The organism is Micromonospora sp. NPDC049081, assembly GCF_040648835.1.
GTDB classification, from domain to species: Bacteria; Actinomycetota; Actinomycetes; order Mycobacteriales; family Micromonosporaceae; genus Micromonospora; species Micromonospora antibiotica.
Genome location: NZ_JBEZEK010000025.1, coordinates 31288 through 46417, shown reverse-complemented (window position 1 = coordinate 46417; position 15130 = coordinate 31288). Strand labels below are relative to the sequence as shown.

Annotated in this window: 16 protein-coding genes; 11 read left to right on the top strand and 5 right to left on the bottom strand. The window is 74.2% G+C overall.

What is annotated here, in order from left to right; translation table 11 throughout:
- Positions 1 to 128: 128 nt before the first annotated feature.
- From AB0B63_RS26990 to AB0B63_RS26955, 8 genes are all read left to right on the top strand, one after another.
- Positions 129 to 821: a DUF6758 family protein gene (locus AB0B63_RS26990; RefSeq protein ID WP_357023661.1), complete on the top strand. Its 693-nt coding sequence runs from the start codon at positions 129 to 131 to the stop codon at positions 819 to 821.
- Between the two features lie 116 nt (positions 822 to 937).
- Complete coding sequence (locus tag AB0B63_RS26985; protein ID WP_165942702.1) at positions 938 to 1096, top strand: hypothetical protein; 159 nt, start codon at positions 938 to 940, stop codon at positions 1094 to 1096.
- A gap of 6 nt (positions 1097 to 1102) precedes the next feature.
- Positions 1103 to 1969 (top strand): PH domain-containing protein, encoded by an 867-nt coding sequence (locus tag AB0B63_RS26980; protein WP_208570381.1) that lies wholly within the window; start codon positions 1103 to 1105, stop codon positions 1967 to 1969.
- A gap of 103 nt (positions 1970 to 2072) precedes the next feature.
- On the top strand, positions 2073 to 2909 hold the full coding sequence (locus AB0B63_RS26975) for a SigE family RNA polymerase sigma factor (RefSeq protein WP_357023608.1): 837 nt from the start codon (positions 2073 to 2075) through the stop codon (positions 2907 to 2909).
- Positions 2906 to 4150 (top strand): hypothetical protein, encoded by a 1245-nt coding sequence (locus AB0B63_RS26970; RefSeq protein WP_357023605.1) that lies wholly within the window; start codon positions 2906 to 2908, stop codon positions 4148 to 4150. The genes AB0B63_RS26975 and AB0B63_RS26970 overlap by 4 nt, the downstream gene beginning before the upstream one ends.
- A gap of 35 nt (positions 4151 to 4185) precedes the next feature.
- Positions 4186 to 5052, top strand: coding sequence for a PHP domain-containing protein (locus AB0B63_RS26965; protein ID WP_357023602.1), 867 nt, complete (start codon positions 4186 to 4188; stop codon positions 5050 to 5052).
- 40 nt (positions 5053 to 5092) lie between these two features.
- Positions 5093 to 5707 (top strand): MarC family protein, encoded by a 615-nt coding sequence (locus AB0B63_RS26960; RefSeq protein WP_208570384.1) that lies wholly within the window; start codon positions 5093 to 5095, stop codon positions 5705 to 5707.
- 126 nt (positions 5708 to 5833) lie between these two features.
- Positions 5834 to 6694, top strand: coding sequence for a PD-(D/E)XK nuclease family protein (locus AB0B63_RS26955; protein WP_208570419.1), 861 nt, complete (start codon positions 5834 to 5836; stop codon positions 6692 to 6694).
- Between the two features lie 60 nt (positions 6695 to 6754).
- Here the strand turns inward: AB0B63_RS26955 and AB0B63_RS26950 are convergent, their stop codons facing one another.
- The gene (locus AB0B63_RS26950) at positions 6755 to 7606 is read right to left on the bottom strand and encodes an oxygenase MpaB family protein (protein ID WP_357023599.1); all 852 of its coding nucleotides are present in this window, start codon (positions 7604 to 7606) and stop codon (positions 6755 to 6757) included.
- Between the two features lie 209 nt (positions 7607 to 7815).
- Here AB0B63_RS26950 and AB0B63_RS26945 point away from each other — a divergent pair, with 209 nt between their 5' ends.
- On the top strand, positions 7816 to 8298 hold the full coding sequence (locus AB0B63_RS26945) for a DUF2231 domain-containing protein (RefSeq protein ID WP_208570420.1): 483 nt from the start codon (positions 7816 to 7818) through the stop codon (positions 8296 to 8298).
- Between the two features lie 315 nt (positions 8299 to 8613).
- Here the strand turns inward: AB0B63_RS26945 and AB0B63_RS26940 are convergent, their stop codons facing one another.
- Positions 8614 to 8778 (bottom strand): hypothetical protein, encoded by a 165-nt coding sequence (locus AB0B63_RS26940; RefSeq protein WP_307799874.1) that lies wholly within the window; start codon positions 8776 to 8778, stop codon positions 8614 to 8616.
- Positions 8779 to 9756: 978 nt separating this feature from the next.
- Between AB0B63_RS26940 and AB0B63_RS26935 the strand changes: the two genes are divergently transcribed.
- Positions 9757 to 9939: a hypothetical protein gene (locus tag AB0B63_RS26935; RefSeq protein ID WP_244253477.1), complete on the top strand. Its 183-nt coding sequence runs from the start codon at positions 9757 to 9759 to the stop codon at positions 9937 to 9939.
- A 153-nt stretch (positions 9940 to 10092) separates the two neighbouring features.
- On the opposite strand, the gene AB0B63_RS26930 is transcribed toward AB0B63_RS26935, so the two are convergent.
- The 3 genes from AB0B63_RS26930 to AB0B63_RS26920 all read right to left on the bottom strand — a co-directional run bounded on the left by AB0B63_RS26930 (position 10093) and on the right by AB0B63_RS26920 (position 12733).
- Positions 10093 to 10533 carry a hypothetical protein gene (locus AB0B63_RS26930; protein ID WP_244253448.1) on the bottom strand — a complete coding sequence of 147 codons (441 nt, stop codon included), beginning with the start codon at positions 10531 to 10533 and terminating at the stop codon, positions 10093 to 10095.
- 694 nt (positions 10534 to 11227) lie between these two features.
- Positions 11228 to 11605: an FmdB family zinc ribbon protein gene (locus AB0B63_RS26925; RefSeq protein WP_208570387.1), complete on the bottom strand. Its 378-nt coding sequence runs from the start codon at positions 11603 to 11605 to the stop codon at positions 11228 to 11230.
- Between the two features lie 462 nt (positions 11606 to 12067).
- Positions 12068 to 12733 (bottom strand): 5-formyltetrahydrofolate cyclo-ligase, encoded by a 666-nt coding sequence (locus AB0B63_RS26920; RefSeq protein WP_357023592.1) that lies wholly within the window; start codon positions 12731 to 12733, stop codon positions 12068 to 12070.
- An 85-nt stretch (positions 12734 to 12818) separates the two neighbouring features.
- Between AB0B63_RS26920 and AB0B63_RS26915 the strand changes: the two genes are divergently transcribed.
- A complete protein-coding gene (locus tag AB0B63_RS26915; protein ID WP_357023589.1) occupies positions 12819 to 15125 on the top strand; it encodes a diguanylate cyclase in 2307 nt (768 codons plus the stop codon).
- Positions 15126 to 15130 lie beyond the last annotated feature (5 nt).

The following is a 15130-nucleotide window of genomic DNA, read 5'->3' as shown; positions in this document are numbered from 1 at the left end:
CCGGTCCCGGGCGGCTGCCCCGGTCCTCGCCGGCTGGGCGGGACACCGTAGTGGGAAAGGTGGCGGCGGGTCGGCGGGGTCGGCTTGACGGACCCGCATCGTCGGGCCACGGTGGGGATGTGAGTGTCATGGTGAGTTGTCCGAGGTGTGCGGGGCAGGTGCGCCCACCGGACCTGATGCACGGTGAGTCGCGCTGCGTCCGTTGTGGGCCGGTCGCCCCGCTGCACGTGCCCGAGCACATCGACGCCGAGATCGTGGCGAGCGTGGTGGAGCGGGTGGCTGCCGAGGGTGGCCCAGAGCGGCCCGCGCTGCCGCTGTGGTGCCCGTGGCCGCTGCCGGCCGGCTGGACGGTCACCGGGGTGGCCTGGGCCGGGGACGAGGCCGGTGGCGTCCGGGCCACCGCCGTCGCGTGCGCCGGTCCGGCGCCCCTCGGTGGCGGTCCGGCCGAACTGGTTCTGGTGGCGGAGGAGCCCGGGGTCGGACTGGGCACCCGATTCGCCGGGCTGGCCGGTCCGGACCCCGGTCCAGAGTTGACGGAGGTGCTGGCCGGGCCGGGTCCCGGCCCTGGTCATCCCGAGCACGTCGAGCCGGCGCGGATCCGGGTGGGCGGTCATCCGACTCCACTGTGGTTGGTCAATTCCGCCACGGATCGAAGCGCGTACGCCGGTGAGGCTCGGGGAATGTGGCTTCATGCGATAGCCTGGCCGGCGAGCGCGGGTCACCTCCTCGCGGAAGATGTCGTCCTGCACGACCTCACCGAGTGGACTCCGTCCGAGCTCGTGTTCGGCGCACCGTCCCCGTACCTGCACGGAGGGGCTTGACGGCCCTCCGGGTGAGTCGGAGATGGGACGCAGATATTCACGCTACGACATCATGCTGATACTCTGGGTGCCGCTGCGGTAAACGGACCCGGCGCCGCGCGAGAGGATGGCCCGCTATGGTCAAGAAGGTCCTCACCTGGGCCGGTATCGCATTCTTGATCTTCTTCGTTGCCTACCGGCCAAACTCGGCAGCGGACGTCTTCAAGTCGCTCGGCGGTGGCATCGTGGACATCGCCCAGGGCTTCGGTGACTTCTTCACGAGCCTCGTCGCCTAGCCGCCGATGGGCAGCCCCTCCGGACCCCCGTTCGACCCGGACGATCCCGGCCGGGACCGCCGGGAGCGGGACACCGAACCCATCCCGAGGTACCGACCCGACGACGGGCCGGCCTACGGGTCCGGGGCGGGACCCGCCAGTGGACCGTCCTTCTCGGACGACGCCGGCTACGGCGACGTCCCGGGATTCGGGGGTCAGGGGCGGACCTGGGTCCGTGATCCGGAGGCGGGCTACCAACCGCCGGTCATCTCCGAAGAGGAGCTGTCCGGTCTGCGGTCCGACTCCCAGGGCATGGCCCCCCGCCGGGTGCTCCCCCTGGAGGACGAGCCCAGCTCCCTCGTCGCCCGCTACCTCTTCCCGACCGAGCGCTACCGGGGCGAGTGGAAGCGGCACTGGATCCACCTCGCCACCCCGATCGTCGTCGGCGTGGCGGCCACCTTCATCCTCGGCTACCTCTCCGGCTTCCTCGCCGGGCAGGACGTCGGCGCCCTCACCACCATCGCCGTGCTGCTCTGGTTCGCGGTGATGGGCTGGGTCGCCTGGAAGGTCGCCGACTGGTGGTACGACCGGTTCATCCTGACCAACAAGCGGGTCATGGTGGTCAACGGCATCGTCACGCGCAAGGTCGCCATGATGCCGCTGGCCCGGGTCACCGACATGAAATACGAGCAGACCCCGACCGGCCGGGCACTCAACTACGGCACCTTCGTGCTGGAGTCCGCCGGCCAGGAACAGGCGCTACGGGAGATCAAGAACCTGCCCAACCCGAACGAGCTCTACCTGCGGGTGGTCGAGGAGATGTACGAGCCGCAGGCGGTCGAGGCCCGGTTGGGCAAGGAGGCCGACGAGGCCAAGGCCGACGACGGCGCCTGACACGTGTCGTCCGTCCGTCGGACGAACTGCACACCTTCCGCCGTCGACCGGGTGATGCCCGGCATGGCAGTCTGCCAGGCGGGACGGCGTGCGGAGGTGAGCGGTGGCCGACCGGGATCCGCTGGAGGACGAGTTCCGTGACTTCGTCGCGGCGCGCTCCAGTGCCCTGCTGCGGACCGCCTACCTGCTCGCCGGGGACTGGGCCACCGCCGAGGACCTCCTCCAGACCGCGTTGACCAAGACGTACCTGGCCTGGCGGCGCCTGGGTGGGATCGAGGCGGTCGAACCGTACGCCCGGCGGGTGCTGGTCAACACGTCCACCAGTTGGTGGCGGCGGCGGTGGCACGGTGAGCGGCCCACCGAGGTGCTGCCCGAGCGGGCCGGAGTGGACGAGATCGAGCAGCAGCTCGACCGCGACGTCCTCTGGCGGCACCTGCGGGCGTTACCCGCCCGGCAACGTGCCGTGCTGGTGTTGCGCTACTACGAGGACCTGTCGGAGGCCCAGACGGCGGCCCTGCTGGAGATCTCCCCCGGCACGGTGAAGAGCCAGACGTCCCGGGCCCTGGCCACCCTGCGCCGCCGGCTCGGGGCGGAGGCGTTGCACGACCTGACCCCCGGACCGGTCACCCGTCCGACCACAGCCACGACCACCCGGACCACGCCCACCGGGGCAGTTACGGCCTCCCGGCCGCCGTCACCCGGGCGTACCACCGGGCAGACCCGGACATCCGCACCGGGCACCCCCGGCGAGCCTGTGCCGGGCCACACCGGGGGGATGCCGGCCCGCCCCGGTGCACCGGCCCGGACGGGGACGGGGCGGTCCGGCGCGGCGCGCGTCGTACCCGGGGAGCGGGCGGGTGCCGGCCCGGCGTCGCCCCGGCCGGTGGGCGCGGGCGTCCTGCCGATCCCGACCGTGCCGCTCGCCACGGAGACCCGATGAAGCCCGCACCGTCGCGGCCCGGCAACCAGACCGACGGGTCGGGGCGTCAACTCCTCGTGACGCACGACGACGAGCTGGAGCGGGCGCTGCGGGAGACGTTGTCCCAGCGGGTCGCGGTGCCGCACCGGCTCCCCGTCGACCCGGCCGGGTTGGCGCTCGGCCGGGCCCGGCGGGTCAGGCGGCGGCGCACGGTCGCCGGGCTCACCCTGGCCAGCATCGTGACCGCCCTGGCGGCCGGCGGCATGACCCAGCTCGGTGGGCAGGCGGACCAGCCCACCGCCCCGACCGTCGTGCTCGGCGACCCGCAGGGGGTGGCCACCCTGTCCCCCGAGCCGGTCGCTCCCCACCCGGCGGACCGGCCGACCGACGGCGAGGTCGACCTGATCGTGGCCGGTGCGCTGGTCACCGCCGCCGGGCAGCGGTACGAGCTGGGGATCGGGCCGGTCGAACGCGCGCAACGCCTGCCCGACCGCGGCGGCTGGCTGCTGACCGGGGCGGTCACCGCTGCCGGCCGTACCCTCTGGGTGGTGCCCTCGGGCGGGAAACCGCAGGCGTTGCTCGCCGGTGCCGACGAGATCGTGCTGTCACCCGACAGCCGGCAGGTGGCCTGGCGCGACGGCGGCCGACTCTTCGCCGCCGGGATCGTGGCCGGGCAGCTCATCGCCTCCGTCGCCGGGCCGTCCGTCGACGCGGTCCCGGTCCGGGTGGTCGGCGACCGGGTCCTGCTGCGGGCCGCCGCCGAGGGTGGTCACCTGTGGTGGCGGTGGAGCCCGGCGGGGCCGCCCGGCATCGTCGCGCCGGACGTCCAGGAGGTCTACGGGACCAGGCCGGACGGCCGGCTGGTCGCCCGGGTGCGGGTCGGCAGCGGGAGCTGCCTGGCCCTGCTCGACTCCGACCTGGCCCCGGCGAGCACCCGGTGCGACGTGACCCCGACCGCCGACGGCCGGGGCGCGGTCTCTCCCGACGGACGGTGGTTGCTGGTCAACGGCCGACTCGCCGGATCCGACGACGCCATCCTGGTCGACCTGACCGGCACCGCCCCAGCCCCACGCGGCGCCGGCCCGGCGATCGACGGTGCGGTGGTCTGGACCGACGACCACCATGCGGCGTACGTCGACGGGGACGGCGACCTCGCCCGGGTGCGCCCCGACGAGCTGCTGGCGGGCAGGCCGGCCACCCCCACCCCGGTGGCCGGGGCCGGGGCCGACGCCCGACCGGTGGTGGTGGCCGGCACCGGGTGACCTGCCCCGACCCGCCCGCCGGTAGCGTCGGGACCATGCCCGAACGCCCGCTGATCGACCTGCACGCCCACTCCACCGCCAGCGACGGCACGCTCGGCCCGGCCGAGCTGGTCCGGGCCGCCGCCGACGCCGGGTTGGACGTCGTGGCGGTCACCGACCACGACACCACCGCCGGGTGGGCGGCGGCGGTCGACGCGTTACCGGCCGGGCTCAGCCTCGTGCGGGGGGCGGAGCTGTCCTGCCGCTGGCACGGTGCCGAACCGGCGCTGCCGCTGCACCTGCTGGCGTACCTGTTCGATCCGGAGCACCCGGAGCTGGTCGCCGAGCTGGCCCGGGTACGGCAGGCCCGGGAGGTACGCGGGGAACGGATCGTCGAGCTGCTGCGCGCCGACGGGATCGACGTGAGCTGGCCGGAGATCCTGGCCGCCGCCGACGGAGGCACGGTGGGTCGCCCGCACATCGCCGCCGCGCTGATCCGGTCCGGCCTGGTCACCACCACCACCGAGGCGTTCGGCCCGCAGTGGCTGGGGCAGCGGTACCGGCTACCCAAGGACGACATCGACGTGTTCCGGGCCGTGGCCCTGGTCCGGGCCGCCGGCGGCGTGCCGGTGTTCGCCCATCCCCGGGCCAGCCGGCGGGGGCGGATCGTCCCGGACACGCTGATCGCCGAGCTGGCCGACGCGGGGCTCGCCGGCCTGGAGGCCGACCACGAGGACCACACCCCCGCCGAGGCGGCGCACGTCCGGCGGCTCGCCACCGACCTGGGCCTGCTGGTCACCGGCTCGTCGGACTTCCACGGCAGCCACAAGACCGTCCGGCTGGGCGCGCACACCACCGCGGTGGAGGCGTACGAGCGGATCGTCGCGGCGTCCTCCGGAGTGACCGGCGTCGCTTCCGGGTGATCCGCGTTCCGCCTGCCAGCGGCACCGCTACCCTCGTCCGGTGGATCTCAAGCTCTTCGGTGAGGTCTTCGTGACCCTGCTGGTCATCGTCGACCCGCCGGGCATGATGCCGATCTTCCTCGCCCTGACCGGCCCGCTGCCGGCCCGTGACCGTAACCGGGCCGCCTGGCAGGCGGTCGCGTTGGCGCTCGGCGTCATCGTGGTCTTCGCCGTCGCCGGCCAGACCCTCCTCGCCTACCTGCACGTCGACCTGCCAGCGTTGCAGGCGGCCGGTGGCCTGCTGCTGATCCTGGTCGCGCTGGAACTGCTCACCGGCAAGGCCGACGACCCCAGCCAACAGGCCACCTCCAACATCGCCCTGGTGCCGCTGGGCACCCCGCTGCTGGCCGGGCCCGGCGCGATCGTGGCGACCATGCTGTTCGTGCAGCAGGCCGACGGGGTGGGACAGGTCTCGGCGATCGCCGCCGCGATCGTCGCGGTGATGCTGGCGGTCTGGATCGTGCTGCGGTTCTCCGGCGGCATCGTCAAGATCCTCCGGCCGGGCGGCATCGAGGTGCTGACCCGGATCGCCGGCCTGCTGCTGGCCGCCATCGCGGTGCAGCTCATCGCCGACGCGGTGGCCGCCTTCGTCACCCAGTACGTGAACATGAGCTGAGTCGCCCGCCGTGCCGCCGCCGGGCTGTCGCACCGGGCTGGCAGGATCACCGGGGTGCGACGAGCCTCCTCCGCCGGTACTCCCCGGCCCCGCTCCGGCCAACCCGAGCAACTCGGCTTCGCCGGCATGCCCGAACGGCTCTTCACCTGCACACCCAGCAAACTCGGCGCGTACGCCGACTGCCCCCGCCGCTACCGCTACGCCTACCTGGACCGGCCCGCCCCGCCCAAGGGGCCGCCGTGGGCGCACAACTCGCTCGGCGCGAGCGTGCACACCGCCCTGAAGAACTGGTATGCGCTGCCCACCGACCGGCGTCGTCCCGAGGCGCTGCCCGCCCTGCTCAAGGGCACCTGGGTCCGCGAGGGCTACCGCGACGATGAGCAGGAGCGGGCGGCCTACCAGCGGGCGCTGGGCTGGCTGGAGGGGTACGTCGCCACCCTCGACCCGGGCGACGACCCGCTGGGTGTGGAACGCGTGGTCGCCGTCAAGACCGCCGTGCTGGCCTTCAACGGGCGGGCCGACCGGATCGACTCCCGCCCCGGCCCGGACGGTCCCGAACTGGTCATCGTCGACTACAAGACCGGCCGCACCGGGCTGGACGCCGACGACGCGCGCGGCTCGCAGGCACTGGCCCTCTACGCGTACGCCGCCGAGCGGACGTTCCGCCGACCCTGCCGCCGGGTGGAGCTGCACCATCTGCCGACCGGCACCGTCGCCGGACACGACCACACCGTCGAGTCGCTGACCCGGCAGCTCAGCCGCGCCGAGGACACCGCCCGGGACATCATGGCCGCCGAGCGGTCGGTGGCCGACGGAACCGACCCGGACGAGGCGTTCCCTGCCGTCGCCGGGCCCCGCTGCGGCTGGTGCGACTACCGGCGTACCTGCCCGGTCGGCGCGCAGACCCCCGGCCGGGAGCCGTGGTCGGCGATCGACCGCCCCACCGCTCCGCAGGCCGACCGCCCCGCCGCCCCGCTGGCCGACTGACCGGCCGGCTCCGTCGAGGTCGACGCGTCCGGTCCGGCACGACCGCCGCCACGTGGTCGATCAGGCGGCGGTGAGGCGGACGGCACGGTCCTTCGCGGTCTGCCGGATCGGGCTCTCCCGCCAGGTGCGCGGCAACGCCGTCAGGGCCAGTCGCAGCGTGCGGACGCTCAGGTCGGCCGACAGCGCGGTGGTGGGCAGCCCCAGCCCGCCGTAGAGTCGCAGCGCCCACGGTGGCAGCAGCCCGAGCGCCGTGCCGGCCACCCCGAAGTACGCCCAGCGCGGTGGCCCCAGGTTCAACCCGAGCCGGGCCGGCCGGCTCAGCTTCCACGGGATCGGCGGGGCGGTCAGGAACAGTGCGGTCTCCGCCGCCTCCCTGGTCATCCGCAGCTCGGGCCGGACCGCCCGGTAGTAGTCGGCCACCTCGGCGGCGCTGCCGGGCACCCCGGCCGGGTCGAGCCCGACGAGTGCGGCGGCCCGCCGCTGCTCGGCGTAATATCCGTCCACCTCGGCGTCGGTCAGCGACAGGCCGGCCCGGCGGGCGGTGCCGACGAACGACTCGGCCCCGGTGACGTGCACCCAGCGCAGCAGGTCCGGTTCGTCGATCCGGAACCGCTCCCCGGTGAACGGGTCGGTGGCGCGCAGCCGGGCGTGCAGGGCCCGCAACCGCCGACCGGCCGTCTCGGCCTCGGCGGTGGTGCCGTAGTTCACCGTGTCGATGTACGTGCCGGTGCGGACCAGCCGCCCCCAGGCGTCCGACCGGTAGTTGCTGTTCTGGGCCACCCCGGCCATCGCCCGGGGGTGCAGGGTCTGAAGATAGAGGGAACGCAGGCCGGCGACGATCATGATCGGTTCGTCGTGCACCTTCCAGGTGACCGAACCGGGACCGAAGAGGCCGAGATCGTCGGTGTCCACCCGTCAACAGTGCCACGCTCGACGAGGTACCGCCGTCCGTCATCGTGACCCTCGCCCGGAACCAGCGGGTGCGGGACGGGCCGGGGACAGGCCGGGACGCGGTGAACCGGAACCTCCACCACCGCGTGTACGCGTACGGCGAGACGCTGCGATACCAGGCTCGACGTACGCTGTCTGCCGCAACCCGCATTCCACGCTCGGAGGTGTCGGTGTTCAAGGAGATCAACGGTCTGCCAGGTCACGTCCTGGTGGTCCATGCCGTGGTCGTCTTCGTCCCACTGCTCGCGCTGCTGGCCAGCGCCTACGGGCTGATGCCGCGCTGGCGGCCCCGCCTCGACTGGGCGGTGGCCATCCTGGCCGTGATCACCCCGGTCCTCGCCTGGGTGGCGACCGAATCGGGGGAGGCGTTCGAGGAGGCGCTGCGGGCGAAGGGCTACTCGCCCGAGCTACTCGCCAAGATCCACGAACATTCCGAGTACGGCGAGACGCTGCAGTGGTTCACCATCGGGCTGGCCGTGGCGGCGCTGCTGCTGCTGGCGGTGACCAGCAGTCGGGTGCGTACCCCGAACCTGCCCGGCTGGGCGCCCTGGGTCCTCACCGCGATCGTCGTGGTGCTGTCGGTGTTCGCGCTCGTCTACGTCTATCTCACCGGGGACAGCGGTGCCGCCTCGGTGTGGAGCAACACGTTCTGACCAGTCGCCCGGGTGCTGACCGGTCGGCCTGGCGGCCCGGTCGGGCCCGGTCGGCCTGGCGGCCCGGTGTGCCGGTCGGCCTGGCGGCCCGGTGTGCCGGTCGGCCTGGCGGCCCGGTGTGCCGGTCGGCCTGGCGGCCCGGTCGGGCCCGGTCGGTTGTCCGGGTGCTGAGTGGTCTTGTTCGTGCTGACCGGTCGGCCTGGTCGATCGAACTGGTCGGTCGGCGCGTGGGTCGGGCAGCGCCTAGGGGCGCGTGGGCCGGGCAGCGCCTTCGGCGTGTGCGCCGGATGGCGTGCGGGAGTGTTCGGCGGGTGTTCAGAACAGTGCCCGGGAGCAGAGCAGACAGAGCAGCAGTAGCAACACGGTGCCGATGACCGCGCCGACGCTCCAGGTGACCCGCTGCGCCCGTTGCTCTGCCGCGTCCATCGCCTCCATGTCCTGCACCGGCAGGGTGCGGGCGGGAGTCGCTTCCAGGTGCACCGGGGGACGCCAGCCCGGCGGCGGTGGCGTGGTGGGCGGCGGCCCGTGGTAACCACCCCGCCCCGACCCGGCCGAACTCGTCCCCGGTGCGGTACTGCCCGTCCAGGGAGTGGTCGGGACCGTTCCCGGGATCGACGTACCCACCCTCGGCGGCGCGGCCGGCTCACCGGACGGTGGGCCGGCCTGTGGGCTGGGTCGACCGGACGGCAGGCCGGGTGCCGGCGCGTCGACCGGGCTGGCCCAGGGCGAAGGCTGGTGCGTCGCCCCACTTTCCGCTTCCGCGGCACCCCCGGCACCCGCGCCGGTCGCGACCCCGCTCTCTGCTCCGGCCTCCTCTCCGGCACGAGTTCCGGTCCCGGCACCTCCTCCCGTCCCGGCCTCTTGTTCGGTCCCGCCCCTTTGTCCGGTCTCGGCCCCGTGTTCGGTTCCGGCCCTGCGTTCGGTTCCGGCCCCGTGTTCGGTCTCGGTCCTTTGCTCGGTCTCGGCCTCTTGTTCGATCGCGCCCCTTTGTGCGGTCTCGGCCCTTTGATCGGTTCCGGCCCTTTGCTCAGTTCCGGCACTGGTTCTGGTCTCGGCTCTGGTTTCGGTCCCGGCCTCAGGGGCCGCGTCAACCCCGGTGGTGGGAGATCCGTCAAGGTGGTGCGGGGCACCCGTTCCGCCGGGGATGGTGCTCGGGTGAGGCTGGCGGGTCGAGGGTGTCGGCTCGGTGGTGTCCGCTGGGCTGGTGGTGTCCGTCGGGCTGGCGGGGCGTGCCGGGGGTGTGGGGGGTGTCGGCCCGGCGGGTGCGGGGGTGGGCGGCTGTGCGGGTGGGCGTCGCCAGTATTCGTCGTCGGGGCTGGCACCGCTGGGGGTCGTCACGCCATCCGACGCTACCAACGTGAGGGCCGGACGCGGCGGACCCTTGCCGGGGAGACCCGGCAGTTGGCCGCCGTGGTGGTGTGCGGGAAGTGGGCGGTCTGAGGAGTAACCTTGCCGCTCGTGAGCACCGAGGATCTGGCCGGCGGCGGTGTGCCCGGCGATGACGACCGCGCGGTCGACCTCAGCGACGACTTCGTGGTGCTGCCTGAGCAGACCGCCGACGACACCGACTTCGGGTGGGGCGAGCGCCGGGGCGGCAACGACGACTGGTTGCTCGCCGAGCGCCCCCCACACTGGAGTTGACCATCGTCGGCCGCGGGTAGGCCGCAACATCCACTCCAGGGTGGCGACAATGCGGTTCCGGATGGGCGCGACAGCACTGTCTCGGCCCGCAGTCTGGCGGTCAGGCGGTGTGGTCGACGACGACCTTGCCGAAGACCTCGCCGCAGGAGTGGATCATCCTCGGATGACGACGCTGAAGCGGCTCCCTTCCGGCTGACCGACGGACCGTTGCGCCTGATCGGGGCGTACGGCCAGGTAGAGCGCAGACGAGCCGTCCCCGGCCCCGGCACCCACCACGTCGAGGACCAGGGCGTCGGCCGCCAGCAGAACAGGTGCTCCAGCGCTGCGTCCGGCCGGCAGCACGAGCAGGTCGACCCGTGCACCGGGGCGCAGGACCGCGAGGGCGGCCGGTTCGGCCAGGCGGACGGGCACTCCCACGAAGCCGCTCGGCAGCGGTACGGCAGCCGGGGTGCCTCCCTCGGCGGGCCTTCCGGTCTCCTGCGTACCGGACCGGGGGTCGCCCACCCCGTCGGTGACGCCGGCTCCGCTGACGCCCGGTCGTACCGTCCGATGGTGCGGCTGGCCGGACTGGCCGCCGACGGCGGGCCCGGCCACGGTCGGTGGGTCCGGACATCCCGCCGCGTCGACTGTGCCGGCGGGAGGTCTGGCCGCGCTGGGCCTGCCGGTGGCGGGATCTGTGGCACGGGGCCTCCCCATGGAAGGTCCCGCCGGGCCGAGGGCGACGGCAGGTGGCGGGGCACCGGTGGAACAGCCAGCCGGGGTGTCCATGACGATCACCGCCAGCCCCAGCAGGACCGCCACCAAGGCCGCCCGCAACATGGTCCCCCCACCGGGGCGACGCGGCCAGCGGAATGCTCGCAGCGAGCCTTCTCCATCGACCCCACCGGCCACCATGCAACACCCTCTGCCGCTCACCGGATGCCCTGGCGGCACCCCCCGGCCCAGCAGGCTATGTCCCACCCACCCAAACCCCACGCCCCCTCACCCACACCCTGTGGACAACACCCCACCTGTGGAAAACCCCCACCCCCACCCCGCCCCCGCCCACCCACCCCCGTCCCCGCCCACCCACCCCCGTCCCCACCCACCCACCCCCGTCCCCGCCCACCCACCCCCGTCCCCACCCACCCACAAGTGGCGTGATCAAGAGGTTTGCGTCAAATACCGCGATCAACTTGACGCAAAGCTCTTGATCACGGGGGCGGCGTGACGCAAACCTCTTGATCACGGGGGTGGGAGGGGGCAGTGGGGAGGGGAAGCGGTTGGGGAGGGGCGGTGGGGGAGGGGGTCAGGAGGTCGTGGTGGTGGGGGCGGGCTTGGTGGAACTGGTCGAGCCCGAGGGGCCGGAGGTGGTGGACGAGGAGGACGAGTTGGGGGTCGAGGAACCGCCCGAGGTCGACGACGAGCCGGAGCCCGAGGAGTCGCCACCGGAAGAGGTGCCCTCCGACTTCGCCGGCTTCGTCGTGCCGCCCTTGCCCTCGGTGCCCGCCGCCCGGGAGTCGGTGCGGTAGAAGCCGGAGCCCTTGAACACGACACCGACCGAGTTGAAGACCTTGCGCAGCCGCCCCTCGCACGCGGGGCACTCGGTCAGCGGCTCGTCGGAGAACGACTGCACCGCCTCGAGCTGGTGGCCGCACGCGGTGCAGGCGTACTGGTACGTGGGCACGTTCTCCTCCGGATCTGGTTCAGCCGATTGGCACTCGACGTATTCGAGTGCCAATGGTGCGTCATCGGACCCGGGTTCGTCCAGCGGACGTGATCGTCACCCACCCGCCGGGAGGTCCGGACCAGCGGGGAGCAGGCGCGAACCGGACCTCGGCGAGCCGGGTCCGCACCCCACCACCGGCGAAGTCCGACGTCGTCACTGCACCGCGCCACCACTGAGCCCGACGCCGTCAGCCGCCGGCAGAGCCCGACGCCGTCAGCCGCCGGCAGAGTCCGACGCCGTCAGCCGCCGGCGGAGTCCGACGCCGTCAGCCGCCGGCGGAGTCCGACGCCGTTAGCCGCCGGCGGAGTCCGACGCCGTCAGCCGCCGGCGGAGTCCGACGCCGTCAGCCGCCGGCGGAGTCCGACGCCGTCAGCCGCCGGCCGAGCCCGACGCCGTCAGCCGAAGCGGGGCCCGACGCCGTCAGCCGACCGCAGCATCAGCTGGGCCCGACGCCGTCAGCGGAATCCCGTCCAGGGTGAGCAGGCGCAGACCTTCCGACGGGGTGAGGGCCGCCCGCACCGGCCGGTCGTGCGGCTGGGCGGGCAGCGCCGGGAGCAGTTCGCCGTCGTGCAGCAACGCCACGGTCATGGTGGCCGCCGGTACCCGGGCCAGCGCCCGGTCGTAGGAGCCGCCGCCCCGGCCCAGCCGTAGGCCGTGCCGGTCCACCGCCAGGGCGGGCACCACCACCAGGGATGCTCCGACGATCGCCGTCCGGCCCCGCCGGGGTCCGTCCGGCTCGCGCATCCCCCGGCCGGCGGCGACCAGGGTGCCCGGTCCGGCGTACGGGGCCCAGTCCAGGTCGAGGTCGTCGCGGAGCACGGGCAGCAGCAGCTCCGCCCCGGCCGGCAGCGCGGCCCGGAGCACCTCGGGCAGGTCGGGGCCGCCCGGCTCGGAGCCGACCGGCACGTACCCGGTCATCGTGGCCGGCCGCAGGCGGCGTACCAGCGCGGTCAGTTCGGCCTGGACGCGCGTCGCGGCGGCGGCCCGGTGGGCTGCGGTGAGCGCCCGGCGGCGGGCGAGCAGCGCGGCGCGTGTCTCGCGTTTGGCCGCGTGGAGGGCTTCCGCTTCATCAGAAAAATCGGGCACGCAACACTCCTGACGCAACGCTGTCAAAGTGGTCGCTCTGTGTCAGCATCGCAGGAACGGGCCTGGAACTTCCGGGGGGACAGCGTTGACGCTACGCGGGCGGTTGACGGCGGCCTTCCTCACGGTGGTGCTCGGTCCGGTGCTGCTCGGCGCGGTCTTCGTCGGCACCACCCTGTCGACGGTGGACCGCACCCGGTCCACCGAACGGCTCGGCCTGGCCGCGTCCGCCGTGCGTACCTCGATCGACGCGTTGTGCCAGCAGTTGCGGGCCGCCGCCGACGCGGTGGCCCTGCGCCCCGATCCGGCGACCCGGGCGGGCGCGGCGGGTCAGGTGGTCAGCCGGGGGTTGGCCACCGCCGTGCTGGTCACCGACGTGACCGGCGGCACCACGTACGCCACCCCGGGTGGGCCGGCGACCCCGTGGCAGGACTGCGCGGGCGTCCGCACCGGCGGACCGGTCCGGGCGCTCAGCGCCCGGGTGGACCTGCGTGACCCGGCGGGCACGCCGCTCGGCGCGGTGGCCGCCGCCGAGGTGGTCGACCCGGCGTTCGTGGCCCGGCTGGCCGCCGCGACCGGCGTCGCGGTCACCCTCCTCGACGACACCGCCGGCCCCGACCGGATCACCCACACCACCGAGACCCGTCGGGTACGCGACGCGGTGCTCGCCGCCGCCGGCACCCTCGACGGTGACCGGGTCACCGCGACCCGGGACGGCCGGTACGTGCGGCGGCTCGGGCCGGCCCCGGGACAGCCGTTGCCGCTGGTCCTTTCCGTGGCCGGGGAGCGACCGTCGGGCCTGCCGGCGGCACTGGTCGGGGCGGTGCTGCTCGCCGTGGTGGTGGCGGTGCTGACGGCGTGGCGGCTGGCCCGGGTCACCACCCGGCCGTTGGTGGAGTTGGCCGGTGCGGTGGACCGGGTCGCCCGGGGTGACCTGACCGCCCGGGTGCCGGTGCGCAGCCGGGACGAGATCGGCGGGCTCGCTGCCGCGTTCAACCGGATGATCCGGGAGACCGCCGGGTACGTGGCTGCGCTGACCAGCAGCCGGGACCAGTTGCGGGGGCACCTGAGGGTGCTCGGGGACACCCTGGCCAGCACCCACGACCTGCAACGCATCCTGCGGGTGATCCTGCACAGCGCGATCGCGGCGACCGGGGCGCGGGCCGGGGCGGTGCTGCTGGTCGACGACGCCGGGGTGCTCGTCGGGCAGTGCGCGGAAGGGCTGGCCGGGCGTTGCCCGCCGGGCACCGAGCCGGAGGAGTTGCGGGTGCCGGTGGGGACGGGGGTGGTCGGTGCGGTCGCCGCCACGGGTGAACCGCAGCGGGGCCGGGTCCCGCCGGGCCCGACGCCGACCGGCGAACCGTGGTGCGAGACGTACGTGGCGGTGCCGTTCACCGCACCCGGTGGGGACGCCGCCGGCCGGGAACCGGCGGTCGGGGTGCTGGTCCTCTACGACCGGTTGGGCGTCGGCGAGTTCGACGACGACGACCTGGCGACCCTGCGGACCTTCGCCGGGCACGCGGCGGTGGCGGTGGAGAACGTCCGGGTGCACGAGGAGGCGCAGCGGTTGTCGTTGACCGACCCGCTGACCGGGCTGTGGAACTACCGGTACCTGCGTGAGTCGCTGCGCCGGGAGGTGGAACGGGCCAGCCGGTTCGGCCGGATGCTCAGCATCCTCGTCCTCGACCTGGACCGGTTCAAGACCGTCAACGACAGTTACGGGCACGCCGCCGGGGACGCCGTGCTCGCCGAGTTCGCCCGCCGGGTCCGGGGCGAGATCCGCGAGGTGGACCTGGCCTTCCGGCAGGGCGGTGAGGAGTTCGTGGTGCTGCTGCCGGAGACCGATGCCCGGGGCGCGGCGACCGTCGCCGAGCGGTTGGGTGCGGCGGTGCGGGAGGCCCCGGTCGTGGTCGCCGGCCACGCGGGTGTCCCGACCACGATCGCGGTGTCGGTCTCGATCGGCATCGCCGTCTATCCCGACCACGCCTGCACCGGCGCGGAGGTGCTGGACGCCGCCGACGAGGCGTTGTACGCGGCCAAGGGCGCCGGCCGTGACGGCTACCGGGTGGCGACGGCGCGGCCCCGACCGACGCCGGCAGCCGACGGTGCGGTCGAGGAGATCGCCGTACCGGCGGGGGCGACCAGCCCGGACGACGGCCTGCCCCGGGCCGGTCCACCCGTCGGGCCGACCAGCGCCACCCGGCCACCCGCCCACCGGCCGCCCACCGACCGGGTAGCCGGCGACGACCTGCCGACCGACGGGTCGATCGACCTACCTGCCGACGGGTCGACCGGTGGGCCGGCCGGTCGGCACGCCGTCGGTGCTCCCGGTGTGACGCAGCCGGGCGGCGCGTCTTCCGGTCCTCACCCGCCGCGGCAGAGCCGTGGCCGATAGTCTCG

Coding starts and splice junctions, on each gene's coding strand:
- AB0B63_RS26970 (WP_357023605.1), top strand. CDS start 2,906: ATGAAGCCCGCACCGTCGCGGCCCGGCAACCAGACCGACGGGTCGGGG.
- AB0B63_RS26990 (WP_357023661.1), top strand. CDS start 129: ATGGTGAGTTGTCCGAGGTGTGCGGGGCAGGTGCGCCCACCGGACCTG.
- AB0B63_RS26980 (WP_208570381.1), top strand. CDS start 1,103: ATGGGCAGCCCCTCCGGACCCCCGTTCGACCCGGACGATCCCGGCCGG.
- AB0B63_RS26985 (WP_165942702.1), top strand. CDS start 938: ATGGTCAAGAAGGTCCTCACCTGGGCCGGTATCGCATTCTTGATCTTC.
- AB0B63_RS26965 (WP_357023602.1), top strand. CDS start 4,186: ATGCCCGAACGCCCGCTGATCGACCTGCACGCCCACTCCACCGCCAGC.
- AB0B63_RS26955 (WP_208570419.1), top strand. CDS start 5,834: ATGCCCGAACGGCTCTTCACCTGCACACCCAGCAAACTCGGCGCGTAC.